Origin of the sequence: Corynebacterium bouchesdurhonense (assembly GCF_900078305.2) — a bacterium.
Taxonomy (GTDB): Bacteria; Actinomycetota; Actinomycetes; order Mycobacteriales; family Mycobacteriaceae; genus Corynebacterium; species Corynebacterium bouchesdurhonense.
Window position 1 is genome coordinate 955,592 of record NZ_LT546028.1, and the last position, 18,319, is coordinate 973,910.

The window sequence follows — 18,319 nt, forward strand, 5'->3', positions numbered from 1 at the left end:
CGCGGCGGGCGCGTCCGCGGGCGAAGGAGTTGTCTCACGTGACCAAGAACATTGTCATCATGGGCGGCGGCCCCGGCGGCTACGAGGCCGCGCTGATGGCGTCGAAGTACGGCGCGGACATCACCCTGATCGAGGACCAGGGTGCGGGCGGGTCGGCGATTCGCAAGGACGTCGTGCCGTCGAAAAGCTTTATTGCGGGCGCGAACATCAAGACCGACCTGCGCCGCGCGGACGACATGGGCCTCAACCACAGCCTGGGCAACGCCACGCTGGCCCTGACCGCGCTGAACAACCGCGTGGTGGCGCTGGCCTCCGAGCAGTCCCGCGACATCCACTCGCAGCTCAAGCGCGCGGGCGTTCGGGTGATCAACGGCCGCGCCCGCTTCTCCAGCGACCAGAGCGGCCACACCACCCACCGCGTGGTGGCCACCACGCCGGACGGCCAAGAGGAGCGCATCGACTGCGACATGGTGCTGGTGTGCACCGGCGCGAGCCCGCGCGTGCTCAAGGGTGCGGAGCCGGATGGGCAGCGCATCCTGAACTGGCGCCAGATGTACGACCTGATCGAGATGCCCACGCACCTGATCGTGGTCGGCTCGGGCGTGACTGGTGCCGAGTTCGTCTCCGCCTACGCCGAGCTGGGCGTGGAGGTGACCATGGTGGCCTCGCGCAACCGCATTCTGCCGCACGACGACGCGGACGCGGCCGACGTGCTGGAGACGGTGCTCGGCGGCTTGGGTGTGCACCTGGAGAAGGACGCGCGCGTGGAGTCGGTGGAGAACACGGGCGACGGCGTGGTGGTGCGCACCACCGACGGCCGCGAGATCCGGGGTTCGCACGTGATGATGTCCATCGGCTCCGTCCCCAACACGGCGGACCTGAACCTTGAGGCGGCGGGTGTGGAGACCACGCCGTCGGGCCACATCCACGTGGACCGCGTCTCGCGCACCAACGTCGCGGGCATCTACGCGGCGGGCGACTGCACGGACCTCATGCCACTGGCGTCGGTTGCGGCGCAGCAGGGGCGCATCGCGGTGGACCACGCGCTCGGCGAGGGCGTGGCCCCGATCCGCCTGAAGACGGTGGGCAATGCCGTGTTCACCCGCCCGGAGATCGCGGCGGTGGGCGTGACGGAGCAGCAGATCCGCGACGGCGAGGTGGAGGCGGACATCTACAAGCTGCCCTTGGCCACCAACGCGCGCGCGAAGATGCGCTCGCTCAAGCACGGCTTTGTCAAGATTTTCGCGCGCAAGGGCTCGGGCCAGGTCATCGGCGGCGTGGTGGTCGCGCCGACCGCGTCCGAGCTGATCCACTCCATCACCATCGCGGTGACCAACAACCTCACGGTGCGCCAGCTGGCCGATTCCATGGCGGTGTACCCGTCCCTGTCCGGCTCTATCACCGAGGCGGCGCGCCGGTTGATCGCGCACTCCGACTTGGACTAGCGCACCTACCGGGTGTTACCCCGGGTGGGTCGGGCTCGCCGCGGGGAAGGCCCGCTGAGGGCACGCCGTGCGCGGGCAGGTCTCGCACCCCGGCCCGATGGGGGTGGCTGACTGCGGGGAGAGGTCGAGCCCGTCCGCGTAGATGAGCCTGTCCGCGTGGGCGATGTCGCACCCCAGCGCCACCGCGTGCTCTTGGCGTGGTGCGCCGAATCCCACCGCAGGCCCCTGTACCATGCGCGCGACCCACAGGTAGGCGCGCCCGTCCGGCATGACCGAGACCTGCCGGGTGACGCGGTTTGGGGTCTCAAACGCGCGGTGCACCACCCACAGCGGGCAGGTCCCGCCGCGCTGCGCGAAGTGAAAGCTAGTCGACGTCTGGCGTTTGGAAATGTTGCCGGCGCGGTCCGTGCGCACGAAGAAGAACGGCGCGGCGCGCTCGCCGGGGCGTTGCAGGGTGCCAAGACGCTGGCAGGTGGATTCGAAGCCGGTGCCGAAGCGCGCGGCGATGACGTCGATGTCGTAGCGGGTTTCCTCCGCGGCCGCGAGGATGTCGCGGTAGGGCATTGTCGCCGCTGCCGCGAAGTACTGGGCCAGCCCGTGCCGCCCGAGCTCCCGCGCACGCTGGTCGCCCCCGCTGCCCAGGCCCGCAAGGTGGCCGTCGATCTCCGCGCCGTGGGCGATCAATCCGTAGTGGTAAGACAGTTCGAAGCATTGCTGGGCCTCGGTGAGCCCGCTGCGCAACCGAATCTCGCGCGCCTTGAGGTCCACGGTAGAGCGCGGGCCTGTGTCGTACTGGTTGAAGCGGACGTGAAAACCGCGCTCGCGGTCAACCACCGCCGCCAGTTTGGTCAGCCGGAGCTGGCGCGAGGGGGCGTGCGACGCGAAGCGCTCGGCCGCAGTATCTAGGTCGTCGAAGTAGTTGCCGTGGGCTTGGAAGAGGTCGCGGATGGTGATGTGGGGGTTGGCAAAGGAGGCGTCTATAAGCGTGGGTATTTCGAGCACATGCTTGGCGACGTCCGGAAACCGCACCGCGAAGTCTGTCAGCTCAGCATCATCGATGCCGGGCAACAGATCGGCGAGCTCCCGCACCGTGCGGTGCTGGGCGTCGGGGGAAAAGAAGGACGCGTCCACGCCGAAGACGCGCGTGAGCTGGAGCAGCACCGTGACGGTCAGCGGGCGCTGGTCGTTCTCCAGCTGGTTGAGGTAGCTCGTCGAAATGCCGAGTTTGCGCGCCATCTCGCCCTGCGTGAGGCCCTGGCCGGTGCGAAGCGTGTGGATCTGTGCCCCCGCGTAGTGTCGTGTCATCGCTGTTCTCCTCCACCAACCAGCCGCTACCTGCTGGTTTACAACCTTTGCAAAGTGCACCTAAGCATGCCACAACCATTCGCAAACTTAGACATGACCTAGGACACAGTTACGGCTTTAGTATGAGCTGCAACATCCGGCAGATGAGGCCGGACGGCCCCGAGACGCGAGGAGAGTTCATGATCGAGCACGAGGTACGCACCAGAAAGTCTGCCGAGGAGTTCCCGATTGAGGAGCACTTGGCGTACAAGATCGCCCAGGTGGCTGCCGATCCGGTGGAGGTGCCGGAGGACACCAAGGAGATGATCATCAACCGCATCATCGACAACGCGTCGGTAGCAGTCGCGTCCTACGCGCGGCGCCCGGTGACCACCGCCCGCGTCATGGCGCAGGCCCACCCGGTGACGGACGGCGGGGCGCGGATCTTCGGCGTGGACGGCACCTACTCGGCGGAGTGGGTGGCGTTTGCCAATGGCACCGCCGTCCGCGAACTGGATTACCACGACACCTTCCTGGCCGCCGAGTACTCCCACCCGGGCGACAACATCCCCCCGATCTTGGCGGTAGCGCAGCACAAGGGCCTCGACGGCAAGGCGCTGATCCGCGGCATCGCCACCGGCTACGAGATTCAGGTGAACCTGGTCAAGGGCATCTCGCTGCACGAGTTCAAGATTGACCACGTCGCGCACCTCGGCCCGTCTGCGGCGGCCGGCATCGGCACCATGCTTGGCCTCGACGTGGACACGATTTACCAGGCGGTTGGCCAGGCGCTGCACACCACCACCGCCACGCGGCAGTCCCGCAAGGGCCTGATCTCATCCTGGAAGGCGTCGGCCCCGGCCTTCGCGGGCAAGATGGCCATCGAAGCGGTCGACCGCTGCATGCGCGGCGAGGGCGCGCCCGCCCCGATCTGGGAGGGCGAGGACGGCGTGATCGCCTGGATGCTGCACTCGCCGGAGCGCACCTACACCGTGCCCCTGCCGGCGCCGGGGGAGGCCAAGCGCGCCATTTTGGAGACGTACACGAAGGAGCACTCCGCCGAGTACCAGGCGCAGGCCCCGATCGACCTGGCGCGGCGCATGAAGCAGGCGATCGCGGACGCCGGCAAGACCACCGACGAGATCGCCTCGATCGTGTTGCACACCTCGCACCACACCCACTACGTCATCGGCACCGGCGCGAACGACCCGCAGAAGATGGACCCGACCGCGTCGCGCGAGACGCTCGACCACTCCATCATGTACATGTTCGCCGTCGCGCTGGAGGACGGCGCGTGGCACCACGTGGACTCCTACACGCCCGAGCGCGCCGGCCGCCCGGAGACGGTGGCGCTGTGGCACAAGATCTCCACGGTGGAGGACCCTGAGTGGACGCGCCGCTACCACTCCACGGACCCGAACGAGAAGGCGTTTGGCGCCCGCGCGGTGATCACGTTCACCGACGGCACGGTCATTGAGGACGAGATGGCCGTGGCGGACGCCCACCCGTTCGGTGCGCGCCCGTTCGGCCGTGAGAACTACATCGCCAAGTTCCGCACCCTGGCCGCCGGCGTGGTGGACGAGGCGGAGCAGGAGCGCTTCCTCGCCGCGGTGCAGGATTTGGACAACCTCGCGGACTTGGGCGAGCTCAACATCGTCGTCGGCGAGGCGGCACGTGCCGCCGCGCCCGAGATCCCGGGAGGTATCTTCTAATGTTTGCGCCGGAAAGGACGCCGCGCGAGCGTCGGCAAGCGTTGCGCGATTCGCTCGCGTCCGAGACCATCACCAAGCTGCCGGGCGCGTTCAACCCGCTCACCGCCCGGCTGATCGAGGACATCGGCGCCTTCGAGGGCGTCTACGTCTCCGGCGCGGTCGTGGCCAACGACCTGGGCCTGCCGGACATCGGCCTGACCACGCTCACCGAGGTGGCGCACCGGGGCCGCCAGATCGCGCGCGCCACCAACTTGCCGGTGCTTATCGACGCGGACACCGGGTTTGGCGAGCCCATGTCCGCCGCCCGCACCGTGGCCGAGTTCGAGGCCGCCGGGCTGGCGGCGCTGCACCTGGAGGACCAGGTCAACCCCAAGCGCTGCGGCCACCTGGACGGCAAGGAGGTAGTGCCGCGCGAGCTGATGCTGCGGCGCATCACCGCCGCCGTGCGCGAGCGCTCCGACGATGCCTTTGTCATCTGCGCCCGCACCGACGCCGCCGGCATCGAGGGCATCGACGAGGCCATCGAGCGAGCCAAAGCGTACGCGGACGCCGGCGCGGACCTCATCTTCACCGAGGCGCTGTACTCGGAATCCGACTTTGCCAAGTTCCGCGCCGCGGTGGACGTGCCGCTTCTGGCCAACATGACCGAGTTCGGCAAAACCGAGCTGCTGTCCGCCTCCACGCTGCAGGACCTCGGCTACAACGCGGTGATCTGGCCGGTGACCACCTTCCGCATCGCAATGGGGCAGACCGAGGCCATGCTTCGCGACATCGCGGCCACCGGCACCCAGGAGCCCTGGCTGGACAAGATGCAGCACCGCTCCCGCCTTTACGAGCTGGTGCGCTACGAGGACTACAACCAGTTCGACCAGTCCGTCTTCACCTACTCCAAGGACACCTACAGCACCACGTTTGAGGGCGGCGGCCGGTAGGCGTCGACAAGCAAAAGCCCCCACCAACCAGAGATAAGGAGCACACCATGACCGAGCAGGAAATCCGCAAGGGCCTCAACGGCGTCGTCGCCGACTACACCGCAGTGTCCAAGGTCAATCCCGAGACGAACTCGCTGCTCTACCGCGGCTACCCCGTCCAAGAGCTGGCCGAGCACTGCACGTTTGAGGAGGTGGCGTACCTGCTGTGGAACGGCGAGCTGCCCAACGAGGAGCAGATGGCCGAGTTCCGCGGCGGCTGCATGGCCAACCGAGACATCAGCGAGGAGCTGATCCAGGTGATCAACTTCATGCCCAAGGACTGCCACCCGATGGACGTCCTGCGCACCGCGGTGTCCTTCCTGGGCACGCAGGACGAGTACAAGTTCACCCCGGACGCTGACCACCTGCGCTCCATCGGCCGCCAGCTGCTGGCCAAGCTGCCCACCATCGTGGCCACCGACATCCGCCGCCGGAACGGGCAGGAGTACATCGCGCCGAGCAAGGAGAAGGGCTTCTCCGAGAACTTCCTCTGGATGGTCTTCGGCGACGGCGAGGGCTCGCCCGCCACGATCCCCAGCGACATCGAGGCGTTTGAGAAGACGATGATCCTCTACGCCGAGCACTCCTTCAACGCCTCCACGTTCACCGCCCGCACCATCACCTCCACGCAGGCGGACGCGTGGTCCGCCATCACCGGCGCGATCGGCGCGCTCAAGGGCCCGCTGCACGGCGGCGCCAACGAGTTTGTCATGCACCACATGGAAGAGATCGGCGACCCGGCAAAGGCCGAGGAGTGGTGCCTGAACAAGCTGAAGAACAAGGAGCTTGTGATGGGCTTCGGCCACCGCGTGTACAAGAAGGGCGACTCGCGCGTGCCCACCATGGAGGCGGCGTTTAAGAAGCTCGCCGCCGAGCACCCGGAGAGGGACGCCCAGAAGTGGGTGGAGATGTACGACATCATGGCCAAGACCATGTACGAGAACACATCCATCAACATCCGCCCCAACCTGGACTTCCCGTCCGGGCCGGCGTACTACATCCTCGGCTTCGATATCGAGTTCTTCACCCCGCTGTTCGTGATGAGCCGCATCACCGGCTGGACCGCGCACATCATCGAGCAGTACGAGAACAACTCGCTCATCCGCCCGCTGTCCGCCTACAACGGCCCCGCCGAGCGCCACGTGGAGCGGTAGTTCGGGGCCTATGCTTCTCGACGCCCCCTTACCCCCGGCGCCCCCCCGGGCGGCCCGGCGCCCGCCCCCCCGCGGAAGTGGTTGTGTGTCCCCCTCCGGCCCCCCCCGGGCCCCCCCCGGAGGGGGGGGGGGGGGGGGCGCCCCCCCCCCCCCCGGGGGGGGGGGGGGGGGGTTTGGCCTGCCCGCCACATTTTTTTGGGGGAGGGGCAAAAGAGCGCCGAAAGTGGTACTACCAAGTTTCGCCGGGGGTAGACTGGCTCGCGACAGCCGTGCAGCTAGCGCCCACACAGGCGCCTCGCGAAAGGACACCCGAGTGGAAACCCACGTGGAAAACCTCCCCCTGAACGACCTCCCCGCATTCAAGAAGATCCTCGTTGCCAACCGCGGCGAGATCGCCGTGCGCGCGTTCCGCGCCGCGTTCGAGACCGGCGCGAAGACCGTGGCCGTGTACCCGCGCGAGGACCGCAACTCCTTCCACCGCCCGTTCGCCGACGAGGCCGTGCAGATCGGCGTCGAGGGCCAGCCCGTCAAGGCGTACCTGGACATCGAGGAGATCATCCGCGCCGCCAAGCAGACGGGCGCGGACGCCGTGTACCCGGGCTACGGCTTCCTCTCCGAGCGCGCCGAGCTGGCCCGCCGCTGCAAGGAGGAGGGCATTAAGTTCATCGGCCCCTCCGCCGAAACCCTCGAGCTGACCGGCGACAAGGCCGCGGCAGTCCAGGCCGCCGAGCGCGCCGGGCTGCCCACCCTGAAGGACTCCGAGCCGTCCTCCGACCCGAAGCAGCTGGCGGAGTACGCCAAGGACTTCGAGTTCCCGGTGTTTGTCAAAGCCGTGGCCGGCGGCGGCGGGCGCGGCATGCGCTTCATTGAGAAGCTCGAGGACGTCGAGCGCCTGGCCACCGAGGCCTCCCGCGAGGCCGAAGCCGCGTTCGGCGACCCGTCCGTCTACATCGAGCGCGCCGTGATCAAGCCCCAGCACATCGAGGTGCAGATCATGGCGGACAGCTACGGCAACGTGGTCCACCTCTTCGAGCGCGACTGCTCGGTGCAGCGCCGCCACCAGAAGGTGGTGGAGATCGCCCCCGCGCAGCACATCACCGAGGAGCAGCGCCAACGCATCTGCCAGGACGCGGTGAACTTCTGCAAGGAGATCAACTACGAGGGCGCCGGCACCGTCGAGTTCCTCGTGGACGAAAACGGCAACCACGTCTTCATCGAGATGAACCCGCGCGTGCAGGTGGAGCACACGGTGACCGAGGAGGTCACCGGCGTGGACATTGTGAAGAACCAGATGTACATCGCCGCCGGCGCCAAGCTGGAGGACGTGCACCTGACCCAGGACCTCATCGAGATCACCGGCGCGGCCCTGCAGTGCCGCATCACCACCGAGGACCCGAACAACGGCTTCCGCCCCGACTCCGGCACCATCACCGGCTACCGCTCGCCGGGCGGCGCCGGCGTGCGCCTCGACGGCTCCGTGGCCGTGGGCACCACCATCACCCCGAACTTCGACTCGCTGCTGGTGAAGATGACCTGCCGCGGCCGCAACTTCCAGGTGGCCGTGGACCGCGCCCTGCGCGCCCTCAACGAGTTCACCGTGGACGGCGTGTCCACCAACATCGGCTTCCTGCGCGCTCTGCTCTCCGAGGACGACTTCCGCCACGAGCGCATCAACACCGGCTTCATTGCCGACCACCCCGCGCTGCTCGAGGCGCCGGCGGCCAAGGACGATGCGGGCAAGATCCTCAACTACCTGGCTGAAGTGACCGTCAACAAGCCAAATGGCCCCCGGCCGAGCACCATCCAGCCCTCGAAGAAGCTGCCGAAGGCCGAGTACGGCGAGCTGCCGCGCGGCTCCCGCGACGACCTCCTCGAACTGGGCCCGGTGAAGTGGGCGGAGAAGCTGCGCAACCAGACCGCGCTCGGCGTCACCGAGACCACATTCCGCGACGCGCACCAGTCCCTGCTGGCCACCCGCGTGCGCACCAACACCCTCGTGGCGGCGGCGAAGCACGTTGGCTACCTCACCCCGCAGCTGACCTCCGTGGAGGCGTGGGGCGGCGCCACCTTCGACGTTGGCATGCGCTTCCTCCACGAGTCCCCCTGGATGCGCCTGGACGAGCTGCGCGAGGCGATGCCGAACGTGAACATCCAGATGCTCCTGCGCGGCCGCAACACCGTGGGCTACACCCCGTACCCGGACTCCGTCACCCGCGCCTTCGTGCAGGAGGCGGCAACCTCCGGCATCGACATTTTCCGCATCTTCGACGCGCTGAACGACGTTTCCCAGATGCGCCCCGCCATCGACGCCGTGCTGGAGACAAACACCACCGTGGCCGAGGTGGCCATGGCGTACTCCGGTAACCTCCTCGACCCGGCCGAGGACCTCTACACGCTGGACTACTACCTGCACTTGGCGGAGGAGATCGTGGACGCCGGCGCGCACGTGCTGGCCATCAAGGACATGGCCGGCCTGCTGCGCCCCGCCGCGGCCGCCAAGCTGGTCACCGCGCTGCGCGAGCGCTTCGACCTGCCGGTGCACGTGCACACCCACGACACCGCAGGCGGCCAGCTAGCCACCTACCTGGCCGCCGCGAACGCCGGCGCCGACGTGGTGGACGTGGCCTCTGCGCCGCTGGCGGGCACCACCTCCCAGCCGTCCATGTCCGCGCTGGTGGCCGCCTTCGCCGACACCGAGCGCGACACGGGCCTGTCCCTCCAGGCCGTCTCCGACCTGGAGCCCTACTGGGAGGCCGTGCGCCAGGTGTACGCCCCGTTCGAGTCCGGCATCCCCGGCCCGACCGGCCGCGTGTACAAGCACGAAATCCCGGGCGGCCAGCTGTCCAACCTGCGCACCCAGGCCAAGGCGCTGGGCCTCGGCGACCGCTTCGAGCTCATCGAGGACTACTACGCCGCGGTGAACGACATCCTGGGCCGCCCGACCAAGGTCACCCCGTCCTCCAAGGTGGTGGGCGACCTCGCGCTGCACCTCGTGGGCGCCGGCGTGGACCCGTACGAGTTCGCCGAGAACCCGCGCAAGTACGACATCCCCGAGTCCGTCATCGGCTTCCTCCAGGGCGAGCTGGGCACCCCTCCGGGCGGCTGGCCGCTGCTGCGCGAGAAGGCGCTGGAGGACCGCGGCCCGGTCGACCACACCGTTGAGGTGCCCGCCGACCTCGCCCCCGACCTGGAGAGCGACGACCACGAGGTGCGCCGCGTGGCCCTGGATAAGCTCCTCTTCCCGAAGCAGTACAACGAGTTCCTGGAGCACCGCCGCAACTACGGCGTGACCGACCAGCTGGGCGACAAGACGTTCTTCTACGGCCTCGACGAGGGCCACGAGACGATGATCTACTACGGCGAGATTGGGGCGAACATCCCGCCGCTGGTGGTGCGCCTCGACGCGGTGGGCGAGCCGGACGAGAAGGGCATGCGCCAGGTGATCCTCACCGTCAACGGCCAGGTCCGCCCGATGACGGTGCGCGACCAGAACGCCGAGTCCACCGTGGCCGAGGTGGAGAAGGCCGACTCCTCTAACCCGGGCCACGTGGCGGCGCCGTTCGCGGGCGTGGTCACGGTGACGGTGAAGGCGGGCGACGAGGTCAAGGCCGGCGACCAGGTGGCCACCATTGAGGCGATGAAGATGGAGGCGTCCATCTCCGCCACCAAGGACGGCACCGTCGAGCGCGTCGCCCTGCCGCACGCCACCAAGGTTGAGGGCGGCGACCTGGTAGTGGTGATCAGCTAGCGCGCGTCAGCCCCGGAGCCCGTACACCATCACGTCGTCCTCGCCTTCCACGCTGGAGAAGCCGAAGGACTCGTACCGGTGGCGGGCTCTTTCGTTGTCCGGGTCCACCCACAGCGCCAGCTGCGGGGCGCCCTGCTCCCGGGCGAGCTCGGCCGCCTCGTGGAGGAGTTTGACGGCGAGCTGATTGCCGGCAAAGCGGTTCTCCACCGCGATGGCGATCTCGGGCACGTCCGGCCCGATGAAGGCGTGGCCGTCGCCCGCACTCTCCCAGTAGCGCAGCCACACGCCGCCGGCGGGGGTGCGGTGCTCGTCGAAGGCGATGACGCCGCCGTCGCGCTCGGGGGACCAGTCGTCGACGTAGGGGGCGACGCCCGCGCGCGCGTCCTCACCCAGCTCCGCGGACTCGTCGCCGAACACGTCCGCGAGGTAGTTCAGGCGCTGGAGGTAGGTTCGGTCGGATTCGGTGGCGCGTCGGAACGTAAATGCAGACATGCTTTTCAGGGTACCGGCGTTATAGGATCAGCCCATGCGCAAATTCGGGGTATCCGCGGCGCTCGCGGCGGCGGTGACGGCTGCGGCCATCCAAGTGCCGGCACCCGCCGCAGGCGCGGCGACGCTGAGCCAGGGCGACGTGATCAAGGTGGGCAGCAGCTCGCTGTGCACCCTAACGTTCGTGGACACCTCCCGCAGCCGCACCCCCGCCGGTTACACCTCCGCCCACTGCGGCAAGACGGGCGACACGGTATACACCCGCGCCAACGGCGCGACCATCCCGGTGGGCACGTTCTACCCCTCCGGCAAGTACAAAGACGGCGCCACCGCCAACGACTGGGGGCTGATCCGCTTCTACAGCGGCGTCGCTCTCGGCGGCAACCCCTACACCGGGGACACCGAGGTGGCCGCCTCCGAGCTGCGGGAGGGGGACCGGATCTGCCTCGCCGGCGCCGCTACGCAGGAGCGCCGCTGCGGGCGCTACATCGGCACCGTCGGCGGCAACGTGTACTGGGAGAACACCGGCGCCCAGCCGGGGGACTCCGGCGGCGTGGTGTGGATCGACGGGCGCCCCGGCCTGCTCGGCGTGTTCTCCGGCTACAGCACGGTGACCACGCGGACCTCCGAGTGGACCGTGATGCGCGCGGCGATGCCCGTCGACTCCGCACCGCTGACGGCGAACGATGAAATCCAGCTCATCACCCGCTACTACCAGGAGCACCACCCGACGGGCCACGTGGCCACGGTGCCGGTTGTGGTGCCGCGCGACGGCGGCGGGGACGCCCCGCAGGCGCGCGTGGTCACCGCCACACCCGCGGATGAAACCTCGCGCAAGCCGCTGGAGGGAACCACGCTCGGCGTCATCCTCGCCATCGTGCTCGGCGTGATCGTGGCGGCAGCCCCGGCGCTGGCCCAGATCGTCGAGACCGTGCGCGCCATAAACGGCTAGACGCTACTTCAGCTCCATCAGCACGGCGGCCTTGTTCACCTGGGCGCCGGCCTCGGCGGCGAGCCCGGTGACGGTGCCGGCCTTGTGCGCCTTGACCGGGTTTTCCATCTTCATGGCCTCCAGCACCAGCAGCACGTCGCCCTCGGCAACCTCGTCGCCCTCGGCCACGTTGACCTTTACCACGGTGCCTTGCATGGGGGAGGCCACCGCATCCCCGGACGCGGCCGCCTTCGACTGCGCCGCACGGCGCAGCTTCGCCTTCCTCCGCGGCAACCCGCCGAAGACGAGGGAAGCGGGCAGGGCGACCTCCACGCGGCGGCCGTTGACCTCCACGGCGTAGGTGCGTCGGTCCTCCGCCCCTTCGGTGCTGTCACCCGCAGTATCGGCGTCGTCAGTGCCGTCGGCTGCCGGCAGCCCCGCCCAATCCTCCTCGATCCAGCGGGTGTACACGCCGAAGCCGTCCGCGTCGCCGATAAAGGCTGGGTCATCCAACACCGCGCGGTGGAACGGGATCACGGTAGGCAGGCCGGCCACGGCGTACTCGTCCAGGGCGCGCCGCGCCCGCTCGATGGCCTCCTCGCGGGTCTCGCCCAAAACGATGAGCTTGGCCAGCATGGAGTCAAACTGGCCGCCCACCACGGTGCCGGCGCGCACACCGGAATCGACGCGCACCCCCGGGCCCGCGGGCTCGCTGTAGGCGGTGATGGTGCCGGGCGCGGGCATGAAGTTCGCGCGCGGATCCTCGCCGTTGATGCGGAACTCGATGGCGTGGCCGCGCGGCTGCGGATCCTCGGTGAAGCGCAGCGGCTCGCCCTGGGCGATGCGGAACTGCTCGCGCACCAGGTCGATGCCGGCGGTGACCTCGGTGACGGGGTGCTCCACCTGCAGGCGGGTGTTGACCTCCAGGAAGGAGATCAGGCCGTCCGCGCCAACGAGGTACTCTACGGTGCCCGCGCCCGAGTAGCCCGCCTCGCGGCAGATCGCCTTGGCGGAGGCGTGGATACGCTCGCGCTGCTCGTCGGTGAGGTAGGGCGCGGGCGCCTCCTCCACCAGCTTCTGAAAGCGGCGCTGCAGCGAGCAGTCGCGCGTGCCGGCGACAATCACGTTGCCGTGCTTGTCCGCCAGCACCTGCGCCTCCACGTGGCGGGCCTTGTCTAGGTAGCGCTCCACGAAGCACTCGCCGCGCCCGAAGGCCGCGGTGGCCTCGCGGGTGGCGGACTCGAACAGCTCCGGGATCTCCTCGCGAGTGTGGGCCACCTTCATGCCGCGGCCGCCGCCGCCGAACGCGGCCTTGATGGCCACGGGCAGGCCGTGCTCGTCGGCGAAGGCGAGCACCTCGCCGGCATCCGCCACCGGCTCCTTGGTGCCGGGCGCCATCGGGGCGTCGGCGCGCTCGGCGATGCGGCGGGCGGTGACCTTGTCGCCCAAGGCAGCGATGGCCTCGGGGGAGGGACCGATCCAGGTCAACCCGGCGTCGATCACCTTCTGGGCAAACTCCGCGTTCTCGGAAAGGAAGCCGTAGCCGGGGTGGATCGCGTCCGCCCCGGAGTCCGCCGCCGCCCGCAGGACCTTCTCCATGTCCAGGTAGGACTCGGCGGCGGTGGTTCCGCCGAGGGCGAATGCTTCGTCCGCCATGGACACAAACGGCGCGTCGGAGTCGGGCTCCGCGTACACCGCAACTGAGGACAGGCCGGCATCCTTCGCCGCGCGGATCACGCGCACGGCGATCTCGCCGCGGTTGGCAACGAGCACCTTCGACAGCGCCGAGGCGGCGCCCGGCTGTGCGGGTTGAGCTTGCGAAGTGGGCACGAAGAAACCCCGTCTTTCCGTTGGCATTAGGTCCACTGAAATATAGCGACTTCGTCGCACCATATTACAGCGCGGAAATGGGCGGCCCCGCCGGGCGGTTCCTACTCGCCGGAGCCGGTCTCGATGGGGGCCCGCACCAGGTTTCCCCATTCCACCCAGGAGCCGTCGTAAAGCGATGCGTTCTTGAAGCCCAGAATGTGGTTGAGCACGAACCACGTGTGCGCCGAGCTCTCGCCCATCTGGCAGTAGACCACCGTGCGCGCCTCGGGGTCGAACTGCTGGTAGATCTCGGCGATGTCCGCGACGCCTTTGAACAGGGCGTTCGGGAACACGGAGCGGCCCCACGGAACGTTCACGGCGCCCGGGATGTGGCCGGCGCGCAGGGTGGCCACCGGCGGCTTGCCCGTGGCCGGCTCGGTAGCCGGGGCGGGCTGCTCGCCAGCGTAAAGCTCCGGAGTGCGGGCGTCGATGAGCTGGATGCCATCCCGGTCCACCAGCTCCTTGGCAAAGGTGCGCAGCGGCGCATCCTGGCGCTCCACCACGGGGTACTCGGTGGCGGGGTAGTCCGGCACCGCGTAGGAGGTGTCGCGCTCCTCGCCCATCCACGCGTCCCGCCCGCCGTCGAGAAGCCGCACGTCCGGATGTCCGAAGAGTTCGAAGACCCAGGCGGTGTAGGCGGCCCACCAGTTGGCGTGGTCGCCGTAGACCACCACCGTGTCGTCGCGGGAGATACCCCGGTCCCGCATCAGCGCGGCGAACGCCTCGCCGTCGATCAGGTCGCGGATCACCGGGTCATTCAGGTCCCGCGTCCAGTCGATGCGCACCGCGCCGGGGATATGGCCGATGTCGTAGAGGTAGGCGTCCTCGTCGCTCTCGACCACCTTCAGGCCCGGGGTGCCGAGGCGGGCGGACAGCCACGCCGCGGAGACGAACTTCTCCGGGTGCGCGAACTGCGCGAATTGGGGGTTGTTCTCCTGCTCGATTCCCACTGCGTTGCTTCCTTCCGGCGTAGTCCATCATCACGATACGGGGCGGGGAGCGCAGGCGAGCTTCTTTCGTGAGAGCTTGCTCCTTTCCCGCCGGGCAATCCGCCCGGTACGCGCAGCTCGTCCGCCCCGTGTGAGCTTGCACACTAATATTCCCGCCAGCGGGTGAGCGCACAGGATCCGGCATACATTTGTATGCGTAAGGTCGCGTGTTTCGCGGCGACTTCGCACCCGATTTACACCGAAAGGGATTCCCGTGCACAAGGCAATTGTCGTCTTCGAGGTCGAGGGCGGTTCCGACAAGTCTTTCGACGGCCACCGCAAGGACACCATGCCCATCGTCAACGCCATCAAGGAGAAGGGCTGGCACTCCGAGGTTGTCTACTTCCGCCCCGAGTGGTCGGAGGACCTGTTCACCTACGTCTCCGAGAACTTTGACGCCTACATCTCGCGCGTGAACCCGGGCAACATCCCGGGCGGCGAGAAGGGCTACTTCGACCTGTTGACCCGCCTGTCCGAGGCCGGCCTGGTGGGCATGTCCACCCCGGAGGAGATGATCTCCTACGGCGCGAAGGACGCCCTGGTGAAGCTGAACAAGACGGACCTGGTGCCGGAGGACACCGCCGCGTACTACGACGTGGAGGACTTCCACAACACCTTCCCCACCTCCCTGTCCTACGGCGAGCGCGTGCTGAAGCAGAACCGCGGCTCCACCGGCTCCGGCATCTGGCGCGTGCGCCTCGCCGACGAGTCCCTGGCCGAGTCCGTCGAGCCGGGCACCGCCCTGCCGCTGGACACCAAGCTCAAGTGCACCGAGGCCGTGGACAACCACACCGAGGAGCGCGAGCTCGGCGAGTTCATGGACTTCTGCGACCAGTACATCGTGGGCGACAACGGCATGCTCGTTGACATGCGCTTCATGCCGCGCATCGTCGAGGGCGAGATCCGCATCCTCCTCGTCGGCCCGCACCCGGTGTTTGTGGTGCACAAGAAGCCGGCCGAGGGCGGCGACGCGTTCTCCGCGACCCTGTTCTCCGGCGCGAAGTACACCTACCAGAAGCCGGAGGAGTGGCAGGAGCTCGTCGACATGTTCGCCGAGGCCCGCCCGGTCATCGCCGAGAACCTCGGCGGCGACAACATTCCGCTGATCTGGACGGCCGACTTCATGCTCGCGGACGACGACGAGACCGGCGAGGACACCTACGTGCTCGGCGAGATCAACTGCTCCTGCGTGGGCTTCACCTCCGAGCTGGACATGGGCATCCAGGAGCTCGTGGCCCAGGAGGCCATCAAGCGCGTTGAGGAGAAGAACGCCTAAGCACTTCTTGCTTATCGACGTCTCAAGCCACCACCGCCCCGGTCCCTCCCACGTTGGACCGGGGCGGTGGTGCTTTGGCGGTGGGGCTTGTAAAAATCCACAACCCCACCGACAAAAGCCCAGGTCGGCACCCCGCGTGAAGGCGTCCCCGCTGTTGATTTTTACAAAACCCGGCCTCCACGCCGCGCCCCTGCCCGTAACAGTTGACAACACCCGCGTTCCCGTCGGTGCCGACCGGGTGTTTTGCGTACTCTTACTACCCGGCTTGCCCCAGCAGGCGCACCGTCGCCGGTCTATGGTTATTGTGTTCAACCCCAAAGACGCAAGGAGCTCCCATGTCCACGCCCTACAACCCGAACCACACTCCGGACCCGGACGACGACCAGACCGGCACCTCCAGCGACCTCACCGGCGATACCAGCGCCACCAGCGACAGCGAGACCAGCTCCACCGGCGATACCAGCGCCACCAGCTCCACCAACGAGACCGGCAGCTTCGGCGCCCACTCCGACCAAGCTGAGAGCCAGAGCAGCTACCCGAGCTATGGCCAGTACCCGTCGGTGCAGCCACAGCACGGCGAGAACCAGTACGGCGAGAACCAGTACGGGCAGCAGGGCCAGTACTCCCAGGCCCAGTACGGCCAGACCCAGTACAGCCAGCAGAGTTACACCCAGCCGCAGTACGGGCAGGGCCAGTACGGTCAGCAGGCCCAGTACGGGCAGTTCCCCCAGGCCGGCACCCAGCAGTACGACCAGTCGCAGTACGGCTACGGCAAGCCCGCGAAGTCGGGCAAGGGCAACGGCTTCTTCAACGCGCTGTTCGACCTGTCCTTCAGCCGCTACATCACCGTCGACTTCATGCGCGTGATCTACGCGATCTCGCTCGGCCTCATCGCCCTCGCATGGGTGGCTGGCCTGCTGTTCTCCTTCGCTGGCTTCGGCGACAGCTTCGGCGAGGGCATGCTGATGCTCGTGGGGTTCCTCATCTTCGGCACCCTCGCCGCGTTCATCGCGGTGGTGGTTACGCGCATCACGCTGGAGTTCTACGTCTCGCTGGTGAAGACGGCGCAGAACACCTCGAAGCTGGTTGAGCTTGAGGAGAGCGCACAGCGCAGCACAACGCAGCGCTAAAAGCGCAGCGCAGAACTATTAGCGCAGCGCAGCGCTACTCGTCCGCTGCCGCCAGGAGCGTTTCCACCGACTGCGGGTCGGCGTCGGAAAGCATCTGGCGGCAGCGGTCGTATTCCGCCTGGTCGCCGATCGCCTTCGAGGCGAGCGCCAGCATCGCGATGGCCTTGAGCACGCCCTGGTTCGGCTCGTGCGAGGCCGGCACCGGGCCCCAGCCCTTCCAGCCGTTGGCGCGCAGCCGGTCGAGGGAGCGGTGGTAGCCCGTGCGGGCGTAGGCGTAGGCGACGAGCTGGTCGCCGTCCGACAGCTCGCGTTCGGCGCGGGCGGCCCACACGGCGGGGGAGTCGGGGTGGGCGAGCGCGGTGGCGTCGGCAAGGAGGTCCTCGCCGGCGGCCGGGTCGGCGGGCAGCTCGGTGGGCTTGGGGGCGAGCATGTCGTTGATTTCCATGCGCGCCAGGCTACCCGCCGATTGCATCCGCCATACGCAGTCCGCTATGCCCAGAAGTCCGAGGCGTCGAGCCCGAAGCGGTACAGGCAGCGCCGCAGCAGCGGCATGGACAGACCGATGACGCTGGTGGGGTCGCCGTCGATGGCGTCGATGAACCAGCTGCCGAGCGCCTCCAGCGTGAACGCGCCGGCGCACTCGAGCGGCTGGCCGGAGCGGGCGTAGGCCTCGATGTCGGCGTCCGAGACATCGCCGAAGCGGATGCTGGTGGCGACGGTGTCTACCACCCACTCGCCGCCGAACCACACCGCGTGCCCGGTGAGCAGCTGCGCGACCTTGCCGCGCTGCGCTTTCCACCGGCGCACGGTCTCGTCCACGGTGTGCGGCTTGCCCAGCAGTTCGCCGTCGAGGAGCAGCATGGAGTCGCAGCCCACGACCACGTCATCGGGAAATTCAGCGATGGCCGTCTCCGTTTTTGCGCGGGCGAGGGTGGCGACGATGGTGGCCGGAGGTGCGTCGTGAAGCGAGGCGATGAGCGCGTCCTCGTCGAGGTCCGCGGGGCGGAGCACGGGCGCCACCCCGCCCTGCTGCAGGAGCATGCTTCTCGACGTCGACTGCGACGCCAGCACCAACCTGGCCATACGCTAGAAGTACACCGTTGACCCGAAGGCGTGCGGGTTGAACAGGGCGGCGGCCCGGTGGTGCGCCGGGCGGGCAAGGCCCCACCCGTTGCGGTCCGCGGGGCTCGCCTGCGCCTGCGCCTCCGCCTTGAGCTGGGCGAGGACCTGGGCGATCGCCGCGACCTCGTCCGCGGTGGGGTTGCCCTTCACCACGGTGAACTGCTGGGGGATCTGCTGGTTGTCTGCCACGTGTTCGGTC

General features: G+C 68.4%; 15 protein-coding genes. 8 read left to right on the plus strand and 7 right to left on the minus strand.

Annotation, left to right across the window (positions count from 1 at the left end; all coding sequences use genetic code 11):
* Nucleotides 1-38 precede the first annotated feature (38 nt).
* Nucleotides 39-1,445, plus strand: coding sequence for an NAD(P)H-quinone dehydrogenase (locus tag BN4252_RS09310; protein WP_066529847.1), 1,407 nt, complete (start codon nt 39-41; stop codon nt 1,443-1,445).
* A gap of 15 nt (nt 1,446-1,460) precedes the next feature.
* Here BN4252_RS09310 and BN4252_RS09315 read toward each other — a convergent pair whose 3' ends face one another.
* Nucleotides 1,461-2,750 carry a helix-turn-helix domain-containing protein gene (locus tag BN4252_RS09315; protein WP_066529850.1) on the minus strand — a complete coding sequence of 430 codons (1,290 nt, stop codon included), beginning with the start codon at nt 2,748-2,750 and terminating at the stop codon, nt 1,461-1,463.
* A gap of 179 nt (nt 2,751-2,929) precedes the next feature.
* On the opposite strand from BN4252_RS09315, the gene prpD reads away from it, so the two are divergent.
* The 4 genes from prpD to BN4252_RS09340 all read left to right on the plus strand — a co-directional run bounded on the left by prpD (nt 2,930) and on the right by BN4252_RS09340 (nt 10,314).
* The gene (prpD, locus tag BN4252_RS09320; protein WP_066529854.1) at nt 2,930-4,441 is read left to right on the plus strand and encodes a 2-methylcitrate dehydratase PrpD; all 1,512 of its coding nucleotides are present in this window, start codon (nt 2,930-2,932) and stop codon (nt 4,439-4,441) included.
* A complete protein-coding gene (gene prpB, locus BN4252_RS09325; RefSeq protein ID WP_066529858.1) occupies nt 4,441-5,373 on the plus strand; it encodes a methylisocitrate lyase in 933 nt (310 codons plus the stop codon). The genes prpD and prpB overlap by 1 nt, the downstream gene beginning before the upstream one ends.
* 47 nt (nt 5,374-5,420) lie before the next feature.
* Nucleotides 5,421-6,566 (plus strand): bifunctional 2-methylcitrate synthase/citrate synthase, encoded by a 1,146-nt coding sequence (locus tag BN4252_RS09330; protein ID WP_066529866.1) that lies wholly within the window; start codon nt 5,421-5,423, stop codon nt 6,564-6,566.
* Between the two features lie 325 nt (nt 6,567-6,891).
* Nucleotides 6,892-10,314, plus strand: coding sequence for a pyruvate carboxylase (locus tag BN4252_RS09340; RefSeq protein ID WP_230208620.1), 3,423 nt, complete (start codon nt 6,892-6,894; stop codon nt 10,312-10,314).
* Nucleotides 10,315-10,320: 6 nt separating this feature from the next.
* Here BN4252_RS09340 and BN4252_RS09345 read toward each other — a convergent pair whose 3' ends face one another.
* Entirely contained in the window at nt 10,321-10,806 is a 486-nt protein-coding gene (locus BN4252_RS09345) for a GNAT family N-acetyltransferase (RefSeq protein WP_066529875.1), read from the minus strand.
* A gap of 34 nt (nt 10,807-10,840) precedes the next feature.
* Here BN4252_RS09345 and BN4252_RS09350 point away from each other — a divergent pair, with 34 nt between their 5' ends.
* Nucleotides 10,841-11,755 carry a chymotrypsin family serine protease gene (locus BN4252_RS09350; RefSeq protein WP_066529884.1) on the plus strand — a complete coding sequence of 305 codons (915 nt, stop codon included), beginning with the start codon at nt 10,841-10,843 and terminating at the stop codon, nt 11,753-11,755.
* A 3-nt stretch (nt 11,756-11,758) separates the two neighbouring features.
* Here the strand turns inward: BN4252_RS09350 and BN4252_RS09355 are convergent, their stop codons facing one another.
* Together BN4252_RS09355 and BN4252_RS09360 are read right to left on the minus strand one after the other, a co-directional pair.
* Nucleotides 11,759-13,564, minus strand: coding sequence for an acetyl/propionyl/methylcrotonyl-CoA carboxylase subunit alpha (locus BN4252_RS09355; protein ID WP_230208621.1), 1,806 nt, complete (start codon nt 13,562-13,564; stop codon nt 11,759-11,761).
* Nucleotides 13,565-13,665: 101 nt separating this feature from the next.
* Nucleotides 13,666-14,553, minus strand: a complete 888-nt coding sequence (locus BN4252_RS09360; protein WP_066529893.1) for a sulfurtransferase — start codon at nt 14,551-14,553, stop codon at nt 13,666-13,668.
* 253 nt (nt 14,554-14,806) lie between these two features.
* On the opposite strand from BN4252_RS09360, the gene BN4252_RS09365 reads away from it, so the two are divergent.
* Nucleotides 14,807-15,868, plus strand: a complete 1,062-nt coding sequence (locus BN4252_RS09365) for a Cj0069 family protein (protein ID WP_066529898.1) — start codon at nt 14,807-14,809, stop codon at nt 15,866-15,868.
* A gap of 335 nt (nt 15,869-16,203) precedes the next feature.
* Entirely contained in the window at nt 16,204-16,998 is a 795-nt protein-coding gene (locus BN4252_RS11560; protein ID WP_066529899.1) for a DUF4282 domain-containing protein, read from the plus strand.
* 34 nt (nt 16,999-17,032) lie between these two features.
* On the opposite strand, the gene BN4252_RS09375 is transcribed toward BN4252_RS11560, so the two are convergent.
* Genes BN4252_RS09375 through BN4252_RS09385 form a run of 3 tightly spaced genes read right to left on the minus strand, consistent with a single transcriptional unit; the run spans nt 17,033 to nt 18,309 of the window.
* Nucleotides 17,033-17,443: a DUF3151 domain-containing protein gene (locus BN4252_RS09375; RefSeq protein ID WP_066529900.1), complete on the minus strand. Its 411-nt coding sequence runs from the start codon at nt 17,441-17,443 to the stop codon at nt 17,033-17,035.
* Nucleotides 17,444-17,487: 44 nt separating this feature from the next.
* Nucleotides 17,488-18,081, minus strand: a complete 594-nt coding sequence (locus tag BN4252_RS09380; protein WP_066529901.1) for a Maf family protein — start codon at nt 18,079-18,081, stop codon at nt 17,488-17,490.
* A gap of 3 nt (nt 18,082-18,084) precedes the next feature.
* Nucleotides 18,085-18,309 carry an acyl-CoA carboxylase subunit epsilon gene (locus BN4252_RS09385; RefSeq protein WP_230208622.1) on the minus strand — a complete coding sequence of 75 codons (225 nt, stop codon included), beginning with the start codon at nt 18,307-18,309 and terminating at the stop codon, nt 18,085-18,087.
* Nucleotides 18,310-18,319 lie beyond the last annotated feature (10 nt).